Here is a 12,168-nt window from a genome sequence, read left to right on the forward strand (position 1 = left end):
GTGAACGAAGAAGTGAAGGACGAACGGACCGTGGAGGACTCCCCTCCGCCCCGGGAGGGCGGGGACCGCGCACAGTACGGCGTGTGCGTGTTCCTCGCCCTGCTGGGCATCGCGGTGATCGTGGACGCCCTCGGCATCCCGCACATCACCAGCGGCACCGACCCGGTCGGCCCGCGCGCGGTCCCGCTGATCCTGGGCGCCCTGCTCGTGCTGATGGCCGTGCTGTACGCCGTCGACGTGGCCCGCGGCGGCCGCGGTGAGCCGGAGGCGGGCGAGGACGTCGACCTGTCGAGCGGCAGCGACTGGCGCACCGTCCTGCTGCTGATCGCGGTGTTCCTGGCGAACGCCCTGCTCATCGAACGGCTCGGCTGGGTGATCAGCGGCTCCCTGCTCTTCTGGGGCACGGCGTTCGCGCTCGGCAACCGCCACTACATACGCAACCTCCTGATCGCGGTGACGCTCTCCCTGACGACGTTCTACGCGTTCGCGATCGGCCTCGGCGTGAACCTCCCCGCCGGTGTCCTGCAAGGAATCCTGTGAGGCCTGGCCCGTGATGGACAACCTGAACAACCTCATGCAGGGCTTCGCGGACGTCATGGCCCCGCTGAACCTGCTGCTCGCCCTGGTCGGCGTCGTCATCGGCACCGCGGTGGGCGTCCTGCCGGGCATCGGCCCGGCGATGACGGTGGCGCTGCTGCTGCCGGTGACGTACGGCATGGAGCCGGTGCAGGCGTTCATCATGTTCGCCGGCATCTTCTACGGCGGCATGTACGGCGGCTCGACGACGTCGATCCTCCTCAACACCCCCGGCGAGTCCTCGTCCGTGGTCACGGCCATCGAGGGCAACAAGATGGCGAAGGCAGGCCGGGCGGCCCAGGCCCTGGCCACGGCGGCGATCGGCTCCTTCGTGGCGGGCACGATCGGCACGCTGCTGCTGGTCCTGATCACCCCGTTCGTGGTCGACTTCGCGGTCAGCCTGGGCGCCCCCGACTACTTCGCGCTGATGCTGCTGTCGTTCATCGCGGTGACGTCGGTCCTGGGCTCGTCCCGCATCCGGGGCTTCATCTCCCTGCTCCTCGGCCTGACGATCGGCCTGGTCGGCATCGACTCGGTGTCCGGCCAGCAGCGCCTGACCCTGGGCGTACCGCAGCTGGCCGACGGGATCGACGTCGTCGTGGTGGCGGTCGGCATCTTCGCCGTCGGCGAGGCGCTGTGGGTGGCCGCCCATCTGCGGCGCAAACCCGCCGAGGTGATCCCGGTCGGCCGCCCGTGGATGGGCAAGAAGGACTGGCGGCGGTCCTGGAAGCCCTGGCTGCGCGGCACGGCGTTCGGCTTCCCCTTCGGCGCACTGCCGGCCGGCGGCGCGGAGATCCCGACCTTCCTGTCGTACGCCACGGAGAAGCGGCTGACCAAGCACCCCGAGGACTTCGGCAAGGGCGCGATCGAGGGCGTGGCGGGCCCGGAGGCCGCGAACAACGCGTCCGCGGCGGGCACACTCGTCCCGATGCTGGCGATCGGCCTCCCGACGAACGCCACGGCGGCGGTGATGCTGGCGGCCTTCCAGTCGTACGGCATCCAGCCCGGCCCGCTGCTCTTCGAGCGCGAGGCGAGCCTGGTCTGGGTCCTGATAGCGAGCCTCTTCATCGGCAACCTGCTGCTGTTGCTCCTCAACCTCCCCCTGGCCCCGGCGTGGGCGAAGCTGCTCCAGATCCCGCGCCCGTACCTCTACGCGGGCATCCTCTTCTTCGCCTCGATGGGCGCCTACGCCGTCAACGCCCAGCCCCTGGACCTGTTCCTCCTCCTCACCCTGGGCCTGCTGGGCTTCGCCATGCGACGCTTCGGACTGCCGATCCTGCCGCTGATCGTCGGTGTGATCCTGGGCCCGCGCGCGGAGTTGCAGGGCCGACGCTCCCTCCAGCTCTCCGGCGGCGAGCTGTCAGGCCTGGTGGGCGGACCGGTGTCGTACACGGTCTACGGGGTGATCGCGCTGGTCCTGGTGTGGCCGCTGATCGGCCGGTTCGTCGTACGTCCCCTGCGCGCGCGAAGCGCAGCCTGAGAGATCTGGAGATCGAGATGACCATCCTGGTCGGCTACGTCCCCTCCCCCGAAGGCGAGGCGGCGCTGCGTGCGGGCATCGACGAGGCCCGTCGGCGCGGCGAGAAGCTGCTGGTGGTGAACACCACCCGGGGCGACGCCTACGCCGACCCCCATTTCGCCCAGGATCCCGACCTGAGCCACGTACGCGAGGACCTCGCGGCACTGGGCGTCGACTTCGACCTCCGCCAGGTCCTCGGCGCCCGCGACGCCGCCGAGGAGATCATCGACCTGGCGGAGAAGACGGAGGCGTCCCTGGTGGTGATCGGCCTGCGCCGGCGCAGCGCGGTGGGCAAGCTGATCATGGGCTCGGCGGCGCAGCAGATCCTGCTGGGGGTGGGCTGCCCGGTACTGGCGGTGAAGGCGCCGGGCGCGTGACCTGAAACATACGTGGTCTGCGACATAGGCGTTTTCGCCCGATTATGGCTAGCTGGATGTGCTTGCCTCGCGCACAGCGGTGCGTCACCCAACGCGCCGTCCCAGCCGACCATCCGCCCGGGAGACCCATGCGCCTGCGCGTACCCTCCGTCCCGCGACATCCCTCAGCTCCCCGTATCGCCTCCCTTCCGCCCCTCGCCCTGGCCGGCGGCGCGCTGACCGTCGGCATCGGCGGCCTGTACGTCGCCGGGCTGATGCTCGCGGGCGGCGACATAGACGCCGGCACGGCGGTGCGGGGTGTCGACATCGGGGGCCTGAGCCGTGCGGAGGCGGTCCGGAAGCTGGAGGACCGGCTGGGCCCGGCCGGGTCGCGAGAGCTGGCCGTGACGGTCGGTGACCGCAAGGGCACGGTCGATCCGCGGCAGGTCGGCATCACCTTCGACTACGACAAGACGGTGGACCGCGCGGCCCGCACCGACGACGCCAACCCGTTCACCGTGATCGGCGGCCTCTTCCGCTCGGGCGGCGCCGTCGAGCCGGTGGTGAGCGTCGACGAGGACCAGGCCCACGCCGCCCTCGGAAAGCTGGCGAAGTCACTCGACCAGAAGGTCCGCGACGGCGCCGTCACGTTCGCCGACGGCGAGGTCCGCCAGGTCGCCCCGCACAACGGCTACGCGCTGGACACGGACGCCGCGGTCGACCCCCTGCGCACCGCCTTCCTCAGCGGCAAGGCCGACTCCGTCACGGCCCTGCCCGCCCGCGAGACGAAACCCGAGGTCACGGCGGCGCAGGTGCGGCAGGCGGTGCGCGAGTTCGCGCAGCCTGCCATGTCGGCGCCGGTCAGGCTCGCCGCGGCCGGCGAGCGGTTCACGATCGACCCGGCCGTCCTCGGCGCGTACCTGACGATGCGGCCGGACGACACCGGCAGGCTGACCCCGAAGCTGGACGCCAAGGGCCTGCGCGCCGCCCCCGAGGTGGCCGAGCCCCTGTCCGACCTGCCTGCCGAGCCCCACAACGCCACGCTGGACCTCGACGGCGACGAGGTCGTGGCGGCCGACGACGCCAGGCCCGGTGTACAGGTCACCGACGAGGCACTGGGCAAGGCCGTGCTGCCGCTGCTCACCAAGTCGGGCATCTCCGCCCGCACCGGCGAGGTGGCCGCGCGCGTGACCCAGCCACAGGTGACCTCCGAGAACGCCGCACGGCTGGGCCTGACGGAGAAGATGTCCTCCTTCACGGTCAACTTCGAACCGGCGCCGTACCGCACGAAGAACATCGGCCGGGCCGCGGAACTGATCAACGGTTCCGTGGTGATGCCGGACAAGACCTGGAGCTTCAACCGCACCGTCGGCGAACGCACCGAGGCCAACGGCTTCACCGAGGGCATCATGATCCTCAACGACGAGTTCACCAAGGCGCCCGGCGGCGGTGTCTCCGCCGTGGCCACGACCATGTTCAACGCGATGTTCTTCGCCGGGGTCAAGCCCGTGGAGTACGGCGCCCACTCCTTCTACATCGAGCGCTACCCGGAGGGCCGCGAGGCGACGGTCGCGTGGGGCAGCCTGGACCTGCGGTTCAGGAACGACTCCGGCAACGCCCTCTACATCCAGGCCGAGGCCACCGACACCTCGGTGACCATCACCTTCCTCGGCACCCGGAAGTACGACGAGATCGAGTCGGTCACCGGGCCGCGCGAGAACGTCAAGCAGCCGGAGAAGAAGGTGAGCACCGACAAGAAGTGCGTGCCGCAGACCCCGCTCGAGGGCTTCGACGTCAAGGTGGAGCGAGTCTTCTACGCCGACGGCCGGGAAGTGAAGCGGGAGCCGTTCCGCACCCACTACACGCCGCGTGACGAGATCGTCTGCGAGTGACGCACGGTCCGCATCACTCCTCCGAGTGGCGCATCCCGCCGTCCCCGGAACAATGGAACGCGGCCCTCATAACCTGTGGAGCACATGTCGTGCCGGGACGATGACGCGCGGTAGGTGATCTCGGTGCCCGTACCGCACAAGCGAGCCCTCGACGACGACCTGGCCATCGCACTCGTCGACCCGTCAGGCCGTATCGCTCTGTGGACTCCCGGGGCGCATGCCCTGACCGGCCACCCGCCGTCCGAAATCATCGGCCGTGATCTGTCGGTACTCGCCGACCGCCCCGCCGCGCACGGCAGCGAGCTCGTCGCTCGGCTGGTGGGGGCCGGTGGGGGTGTCCGCACGGACTGGCTGCGGTGCGGTGACGGCACCTGCCGCAGTGTCCGGTGGCGCGCCCTGCCGCTCCCACTCGCCGCCGGTACGAGAGTGCCTGGTACGGAAGCGCTCGGTACGGAAGCGCTCGGTACGGGAATGCTCGCCGTGGCCGGCCCTGGCGAGCAGCGGATCCAGCGATGCGATCCCGCCGCGGCCGACCTTCTCCTGCACTCCTCGCCGATCGGCCTGGCCGTCCTCGACAACGACCTGCGGTACCGCTTCATCAACGACGCCCTCGCCCGCCTCAACGGCCTGCCCGTCACCGCACACCTGGGCCGCAGCATCCTGGACGTCCTCGATCTGCCCGACCCCCAGGCGTACGAGGACATGCTGCGACGGGTGACCGACGGCGGCGAGACGATCGACAACCTGCACGTGGCCGCGATCAGACCCGACGGCACCGCGTACGCGGCCGTAGGCACTCTCTTCCCGCTCCGCGACGCCGATGGCCGCATCGTGGGCCAGGCCGGCGTGGTGCACGACCTGGGCGGCACGAGAGCGGAGCTGCTGGACACCGCGCGCAGCCAGCGCCGCCTGGAACTGCTCAGCCGGATCAGCGCCGCCCTCAGCCAGGGGCTGGACGTGGCAAGCGTCGCGACGAAGCTGTCGGCGGCCTGCGCCCCCGCATTCGCCCGGACCGTCACCGTCGACCTCCTCGCCAGCGCGGTGCCACGGTCCCCGGACGCCCCACCGCACTCACTGGCCGAGCAGGTCGAGCAGGCCGAGCAGGCCGACGCCATCGGCTCGGACGCACCTGCCGCCCCGCGGGTCCATCGGCTGAGCGCCTCCACCGACAGCGCCCCCGCGCAGCCGGAACGGGATCTGCCACGCCCCCTCGCGGCATCGATCCCCGTGAGCGAGTGCATCCTCTCGGCCGAGACAGTGGCCTCTCGCGTGCGTGTGCTCGGGGAGGGGGATGCGGACGAGGCCCGGGAACCACCGCACCACGCCCTCGCCGTACCGCTCCTGGCCGCCGGTCAGGTCCTGGGAGCGATCACCTTCTGCAGACCCGGCGGCTTCGATCCCGACGACGTACTCACCGCGCGTGACATCGCCGCCCGCACCGCGATGGCCCTCGACAACGCCCTGCTCTACCGGCGCGAAAGGCTGGCCACCCTGGCCCTCCAACGCCATCTGCTGCCCGCCCGCCTGCCCGACCTCCCCTGGGCCAGATCGGCACACCGCTACCTCCCCGCCGAGAACGGCACTTTGGCCGGCGGCGACTGGTACGACTGCGTGCGACTCCCCGGGGGCCGCGTCGGGCTGACGGTCGGTGACGTCATGGGGCACGGGCTGGGCGCGGCCGCGGCCATGGGCCGCTATCGCTCCTCCGCGCGCGCTCTGCTGGCCGTGGGCCTGGAACCCGGCCAGCTCCTCACCCGCCTGGACGGGCTGGACGACGGGACCGACAACGACCTCCCCGCGACCTGCGCCTGCGTCGTATACGACGCGGTCACCGGAGACCTCCGCCTCGCGCTGGCCGGCCACCCGCCGCCCCTGCTGATCCACCCGAACGGATCGGCGGACATACTGGCGGCCGACCCCGGCCCGCCCGTCGGCATGGGCCTCGACCACGTGTACGAGCACGCCCACCACCTCGTCCCACCGGGGAGCCTGCTCGTCCTCTACACCGACGGCATGATCGAGGACCGCAGCACGTTCCTCGACCTCGAGCAGGGAATCGGCCTGCTCCGCCGGGCGGTTCACCGCACCGAGACCTCCCTGGACGAGGTCTGCGACGCTCTGCTGACCGCACGCCCCACCAACTCGGCGGACGACGCCACCCTGTTCGTGACCCGCCTCACCCGCATCCAGCCCGTGACGGTGGCCGAATGACCGCTGCTCGGCGAGTGCCGACGCGCCTTCGCCCCGTCAGAGGGCCGGGCGCGCTTCCCGCGCCCGCAGCCGGTGCGCGAGCCGGCCGAGCAGCACGGCGTTGAACAGCCCGGCCAGGCCCGCAACGGCGGAGAACAGCACCGGGCTCAGCCAGGCGAGCGAGGAGGCCCACTCGACGGGTGTCGTCACCAGCAGGGCGAGGATGCTGAGCGGCGCCGTGGCCATGAGCGGCCAGATCCCCGCGAACCCCGGGTCCGGCGACAGGTACACGGCCCACAGGAAGAACCCCAGCGACGCCGCGACCAGGGCGAGGTATCCACGCGCGAGCCAGTTGTCCACCGCGGGCGCCAGCAGATCCCGAACCCGCCCCGGGCGGGGCCGCGCGGAACTCGCCCCGTCCGTCGCGGCGGACGCGGACCTCGTGACGAGGGCACCGAGCGCGGCGGCGTTCACGAGAGCGCACACGAGCAGCCATACGGCCCAGAAGCCGACGGCGAACACCTCGGCCGCCCCGCCGCCCTCGGTACCGGGACCGAAGGGGAGGACCACACCCGCGAAGGAGAGCGGCGCCGTGAGCATCATCGGGCTCTGGGCGAGGCCGCTGTCCGGGAAGAGGACCATGACCAGGACGCAGACGGCGACGACAGCCAGATAGCCCCGGGCGAGCCAGTTGTCCGTGGCGAGCGCGAGGAGCCGGCGCAGCCGCGGGAAGCGGCGCGGACGGGACGCATTCGGCGACGCGTTCGGCATCGGGGTTCCCTCGGGTCGGTCCGGATCGGTGTTCTCCACGGTGGACCGGAGGGCGCACTCGGGCATGAGTACGGGTACTCAAGGGCAGGGCGGCACAGGACCTACTTCAGCCGCCGAGCAGGGGCAGGGACAGGCCGCACCGGACGGGCTGTGCGTGAGCGGGGTCGAGGGCGTTGCTCACGAGTTGGGCGGCGTTGGTGTCGTACGCGAGCGACAGGTGGTCGGAGACGTCCTGCGGGCAGATCTCCTGGATCAGGATGTTCCGGACGGTCGCGCCCGGCCCGGCGGTCAGGAAGTTGTTCGGGTACGGGGTGGCGAACTCGTCGTACCGGGTGGCGATGACGGTGTAGTGGACCCCGGGCTGCGTGTCCCCGTCCCGGTCCAGCTTCTTGTTCATCTCGGAGCCGACCATCTGGTCCGACCACGCCTGGCCGACGGCGGCGGACACGGTCGGGTTGAGACCCAGCTTGGTGGTCAGGGTGCCGATGCCGGAGATGTTCCCGCCGTGGTTGGACGGAGCCAGGGCGATGAGACTGCGTACCTTGTTCCGTTCCGGATGCGCGGGGTTCGTGCCGCCCTCGAACCGCAGATACCAGCGGGGCGCCGGACCGCCGCCCTGGGAGTGCCCGACGAGGTCGACCTGGCGGGCGCCGGTGGCCTTGCGTACGCGGTCGACGTAAGCGGCGATCTGCCGGGCGGAGTCCGCGATGGGCCCGGTGGCCTTGAACGGACTACCCGGCGCCCCGCCGTAGTTGGGGGCGAACACGCAGTACCCCTGCCGCTTCAGCCACGGCGACAGCATGCTCCAGTTGATGTAGGCGTTGGCTGCGGACCCGTGCAGCAGCACGACCGGGCGCGGATGCTTGCGCGTGGGCCGGCAACTCCAGTCGTCGGCCCCGGCCGGCGGCGCGTCCGGGTGCAGGAGCCCTCCGGTCAACGCGGCGGGGGTGTCGAGGATCCGCCCCTGCGGTCGTACAGGCGCGGGTGGGCCGGATGCGGCGGCCACGCCCTGCAGCGCCATGGTCATCGACAGGCCGAGACCCGCACAGACCGCGGCCCACTTGCCGTACCGCCGGCTGGACCGTCCCCGGGAAACATTCCGGTACGACATCAGGCCACTCCTCGCCTCAGAGCCGGCCGAGCGCCGACCCGAAGATGATCGAGGAGCGGATCCCCGCAGCGTTCAACAGCCGCTCGCGGCACCTCTGATGGAGCAGATCGTTTTCATCCGTCCAGACCACGGCGTACCGGGGCTCGGGAAGGCGGAGCCGATCGAGGTACAGACCGCCCGGCTCGCCTCTGCCCGGACGGAGAGGACGCCCGGGCCTCGGGGGTAATGGTCATTCGTCTGGGTGGTGATTGGTCCCTGAGCGGCTTTCGTTGCGCTGAATGGGGGACGCGCCCTTTAGCGTGCGGGCGTGACGAACTCCATCGATGCCCCTCGTGAGGCAGAGCAGCCGTTTGTGTGCCCGGATGTGAGCGGGCTACGTGTGGTTGTCACGGGGGCAACGGGGTTCGTGGGCCGTCGGCTGTGTCGCCGGATTGTTGAGAGCGGTGGCCGGGTGACGGCGCTGGTGCGGCCGCAGTCCGATCGCGGAGTACTGGACGGCTGTCCGGTCGACGTCGCCGTAGTGGATCTGCTCACCGGTTCGGGGGTTGTGGAGGCTGTCTCGGGCGCGGATGTGGTGATTCATCTGGCGGCTGCGGTACGGGCCGCGTCACGGGCCGAGTTTCGACTGGCCAACACCGTGGCGACTGGCGTGCTGGCGGGTGTGTTGGCTTCCTCGGATGCGCCGCCGCGGCTGGTCGTGTGTTCGTCGCTGGCTGCGGCTGGTCCCGCGCCCGTGCCGGGGCGGGCACGGCGGGAGGAGGACCGGGCCGGTCCGGTGTCGTGGTACGGAGCCAGCAAGCTGGCCGGGGAGCAGGCGGCACGGCGGTTCGCCGGGCAGGTTCCGACCGTGATCGTGCGCCCCCCGATCGTGTACGGGCCGTCCGATGTGGCGTTCGTACCGAACCTCGCCGCGATGGCCCGTACAAGAGTGGCGGTGCGGCCCGGCCCGGCGACTCGCCTCTACTCGGTGCTGCACGTGGACGATCTGTGCGACGGGCTGATCGCCGCGGGCTTGCAGGGGCGTACCGCTGGTCCGAGCGAGTCCCACAGTGGCGTCTATCACCTGTGTGACGGGGTTGAGTACACCCTTGCTGATCTGGTGCGGACGGCTGGTGCGCTGCTGGGCTGCGGCAGGCCACTGGTGCTGCCCGTGCCGTCGGCTGTGGTGCGGGCGGCCGGTGTGGTGAGTGAGGCGTTCGGACGGTTGCGGGGTGGCGTGCCGGTGTTCAACCGGGACAAGGCGCGCGAGGCGGCAGCCGGGCCATGGACCGCCACTGCGGACCGCGCGAACAGGGATTTCGGGTTCCGCGCCAGGGTCGGGCTCGAAGACGGCCTGCGAGAGGCTTTCAAAGAGATGCTGCATGGCTGAGACCAGCGGTCGGGTACGCGGTGGTGATCTCGGTCTTGGCCCTTAACGCATGACGCGGCGTGCTCACAGTGCAAAAGCCCCGCGGGACATGAGGATGATCTACCACATCGAACCAGTGGTCGTTCCGGGGACGAACTGGTCCAGGTAGCGGACGAACCCGCCGGTGCCATCCTCAGCTGCGATTCCACCGGCGATGAGACGCGCGCGTCTGCGGTAGACGGGGTTGTGGACGGCTGCGCGGATGGCGTCTGCGAGCGTGTCGCTGGTCAGCCGCGAGAAGGGCACCGCGCGGGGGCTGACGCCCAGCGCACGCAGTCGCGCTGACCAGAACGACTGGTCTCCGTAGACCGGTGTCGGGACGGCCGGCACTCCTGCCCGCAACCCCGCAGCCGTGGTGCCGGCTCCGGCGTGATGAACCACCGCAGCGGTGCGAGGGAACAGCCACTCGTGTGCGACCTGGCCCACCGTGAGGACATCATCGCTGTGGGCTGCGACGCCTGCCCAGCCGCTTTGCACCACTCCCCGGGTGCCCGCCTTGCGCAGGGCCTCCACAGCGAGCTGACTCATCTGCTCCCGTTGGCCTGGAATCATGCTGCCAAACCCGATGAACACCGGTGGCGGTCCTGCCGACAGGAAATCCTTCAGGGTTCGATCCGGCTGCCACGTTCGAGGTGTGGCAGGCCACCAGTATCCGGTGATGGCAACGTGCGATGGCCATTCCGGCGGGCGCGCGATCACCAGGGGGCTGAAGCCGTACGCGACTGGCCGGCTGTCGCCCATCCGCCGGCGCTGGCCGCTGGTGAGCGGTGACAGGCCCATCTCTGCGCGCAATCGCTGAACGTTTGGTCCTGCGGCCAGGCGCATCAAGGTGACTTGCGCACGGCCGGCCAGCAGGTTTCCGGTACGTCCCAGTGAGTGGCGCCCCAGGCCCACCGGGGCGAAGGACCGGGTCGGCGTGTGCGGCTGCAACAGTGCCAGGAGCGCAGGAATACGAAGCCCGTCTGCCACCGCCAGGCCCAGGACGGCCGTTGGACTGGACAGCACCATGACGTCGGTGCCTTCCCGGGCCGCCTCCAGGGTTGCGTCGGCCATCTGTGTCAGGGCCGGAACATAGGCGCGAGCAGCAGCGACTGATCCACGCAGCCCGTCCGAACGCCTGGGCAGGCCGGCTCCATGAGTGGGGATGAGAGCCTGCGGATCTCCCGGCAACGGCCGAAAGCCCAGACCACATTCGCTGATCAGGGCTCGGTAGTCCTCATGCGTCGCGACGGTCACCTGGTGACCCGCTTCACGTAATTGGCATCCCACACCAGTGAACGGGGCTACGTCCCCTGTTGTTCCGGAGGTGACGATCAAGACGCGCATGGTTTCTCCTGGTTGGCGCTCTCCTGCGTGCAGCAGGAATCGGTATGCGTTGAGGCGCCGGCTGCCACAGGCCGGTGGGACGGGGAGCTCCAACCCGACCGGACCTGTGCCCACGCGTCGTTCAGGCGAGGCGCCAGCAGGCGTCCCGCTGCAGCCAGGACCAGGCCGGCGATTACGTCGGTCACGTAGTGCCAGCGCAGATACATGGTGGAAAGACCGATGGCACCGATGAGCGGGCACATCAGCAACCACAGCCGACGACAGTCGCGCCAGGCGAAACAGCCGACCAGCACAGTGGTCGCAATGTGCAGACTTGGGAATGCGTCGGAACCTGTGGAGTGCGAGCGATAACTCGCAATCCACCAACTGTCGCCGAGCGAGACGCTGAACCGATCGGCCAGCCCATACCAGGGACCCACCGCAGGTACCAGGAAGTAGCCGATATATCCGGCGTATTGCACGAGGACAAGCCCGAGCAGCAGATCGGACAGTTCACGGTCGCGGCCCCGTGCGTACAAGAGGAAGCCGAGAGCGACCCCCGGCACCCACGCGCACGAATAGGCGAGCCCCAGGGCCGCGGTCGACAACGGGTGAACCAGCGGATCGAGCAGGGGCAGAGGATCCCTGCCACCGAACATCCATCGGTCTGCAGCCGCCAGAGCGCCGTCGTAGTGACTGTCATGTATCAGTGGCACAGCCCAGCGCGTACTCGGATATACGACCATGCACAGCGCCAGGACGAGCAGATCGCGCCCGAGTCGGGCCAGTCGCGAACTTGTGCCGAACCACGACGGACAACCTGCGGCGGCCCCGCACCACACCGCGATCAGCGCGGCGGATCCAATGAGCGCGCGCCGGGAGTCCGGATGCTCAACCGTAGAAGGATTCGCTGCGGCAAGCCCGCCCAGGAAGACCACGACCGGCACCGTGAGAGCTTCTTTGGCGTCCAGCAGAGACACCAAGGACTTAGCCCCGTTGCCCAGTTTGGCCATGGCCAGCTGCATTCTCCTCCTTGTGAG

The 12,168-nt window shown here is 70.2% G+C and carries 10 protein-coding genes; 6 read left to right on the forward strand and 4 right to left on the reverse strand.

Translation table 11 applies throughout. The features are described 5' to 3' along the window. From PBV52_RS14095 to PBV52_RS14115, 5 genes are all read left to right on the forward strand, one after another. A complete protein-coding gene (locus PBV52_RS14095; protein ID WP_274238695.1) occupies positions 1-540 on the forward strand; it encodes a tripartite tricarboxylate transporter TctB family protein in 540 nt (179 codons plus the stop codon). A gap of 13 nt (positions 541-553) precedes the next feature. Beyond that, on the forward strand, positions 554-2,056 hold the full coding sequence (locus tag PBV52_RS14100) for a tripartite tricarboxylate transporter permease (RefSeq protein ID WP_274249385.1): 1,503 nt from the start codon (positions 554-556) through the stop codon (positions 2,054-2,056). A gap of 17 nt (positions 2,057-2,073) precedes the next feature. Then, complete coding sequence (locus tag PBV52_RS14105; protein WP_274238696.1) at positions 2,074-2,472, forward strand: universal stress protein; 399 nt, start codon at positions 2,074-2,076, stop codon at positions 2,470-2,472. A gap of 128 nt (positions 2,473-2,600) precedes the next feature. Then, positions 2,601-4,343 carry a VanW family protein gene (locus PBV52_RS14110; protein ID WP_274238697.1) on the forward strand — a complete coding sequence of 581 codons (1,743 nt, stop codon included), beginning with the start codon at positions 2,601-2,603 and terminating at the stop codon, positions 4,341-4,343. Positions 4,344-4,466: 123 nt separating this feature from the next. Next, positions 4,467-6,554 (forward strand): SpoIIE family protein phosphatase, encoded by a 2,088-nt coding sequence (locus PBV52_RS14115; RefSeq protein WP_274238698.1) that lies wholly within the window; start codon positions 4,467-4,469, stop codon positions 6,552-6,554. A gap of 36 nt (positions 6,555-6,590) precedes the next feature. On the opposite strand, the gene PBV52_RS14120 is transcribed toward PBV52_RS14115, so the two are convergent. Together PBV52_RS14120 and PBV52_RS14125 are read right to left on the reverse strand one after the other, a co-directional pair. Beyond that, positions 6,591-7,304, reverse strand: coding sequence for an SCO4225 family membrane protein (locus tag PBV52_RS14120; protein WP_274238699.1), 714 nt, complete (start codon positions 7,302-7,304; stop codon positions 6,591-6,593). A gap of 106 nt (positions 7,305-7,410) precedes the next feature. Further along, a complete protein-coding gene (locus tag PBV52_RS14125; protein ID WP_274238700.1) occupies positions 7,411-8,415 on the reverse strand; it encodes a triacylglycerol lipase in 1,005 nt (334 codons plus the stop codon). Between the two features lie 307 nt (positions 8,416-8,722). Between PBV52_RS14125 and PBV52_RS14130 the strand changes: the two genes are divergently transcribed. Next, the gene (locus tag PBV52_RS14130) at positions 8,723-9,784 is read left to right on the forward strand and encodes an NAD(P)-dependent oxidoreductase (RefSeq protein ID WP_274238701.1); all 1,062 of its coding nucleotides are present in this window, start codon (positions 8,723-8,725) and stop codon (positions 9,782-9,784) included. Between the two features lie 99 nt (positions 9,785-9,883). On the opposite strand, the gene PBV52_RS14135 is transcribed toward PBV52_RS14130, so the two are convergent. Further along, the gene (locus PBV52_RS14135; protein ID WP_274238702.1) at positions 9,884-11,149 is read right to left on the reverse strand and encodes a glycosyltransferase; all 1,266 of its coding nucleotides are present in this window, start codon (positions 11,147-11,149) and stop codon (positions 9,884-9,886) included. Beyond that, positions 11,137-12,153 carry a phosphatase PAP2 family protein gene (locus PBV52_RS14140; RefSeq protein ID WP_274238703.1) on the reverse strand — a complete coding sequence of 339 codons (1,017 nt, stop codon included), beginning with the start codon at positions 12,151-12,153 and terminating at the stop codon, positions 11,137-11,139. The genes PBV52_RS14135 and PBV52_RS14140 overlap by 13 nt, the downstream gene beginning before the upstream one ends. Positions 12,154-12,168 lie beyond the last annotated feature (15 nt).

Source organism: Streptomyces sp. T12 (assembly GCF_028736035.1).
In the GTDB taxonomy this organism is placed as follows: domain Bacteria; phylum Actinomycetota; class Actinomycetes; order Streptomycetales; family Streptomycetaceae; genus Streptomyces.

What these genes read in the sequence shown, in the direction of transcription:
- PBV52_RS14100 (WP_274249385.1), top strand. Translation starts at nt 554, where the DNA reads ATGGACAACCTGAACAACCTCATGCAGGGCTTCGCGGACGTCATGGCC.
- PBV52_RS14105 (WP_274238696.1), top strand. Translation starts at nt 2,074, where the DNA reads ATGACCATCCTGGTCGGCTACGTCCCCTCCCCCGAAGGCGAGGCGGCG.
- PBV52_RS14110 (WP_274238697.1), top strand. Translation starts at nt 2,601, where the DNA reads ATGCGCCTGCGCGTACCCTCCGTCCCGCGACATCCCTCAGCTCCCCGT.
- PBV52_RS14120 (WP_274238699.1), bottom strand. Translation starts at nt 7,304, where the DNA reads ATGCCGAACGCGTCGCCGAATGCGTCCCGTCCGCGCCGCTTCCCGCGG.
- PBV52_RS14125 (WP_274238700.1), bottom strand. Translation starts at nt 8,415, where the DNA reads ATGTCGTACCGGAATGTTTCCCGGGGACGGTCCAGCCGGCGGTACGGC.
- PBV52_RS14135 (WP_274238702.1), bottom strand. Translation starts at nt 11,149, where the DNA reads ATGCGCGTCTTGATCGTCACCTCCGGAACAACAGGGGACGTAGCCCCG.
- PBV52_RS14140 (WP_274238703.1), bottom strand. Translation starts at nt 12,153, where the DNA reads ATGCAGCTGGCCATGGCCAAACTGGGCAACGGGGCTAAGTCCTTGGTG.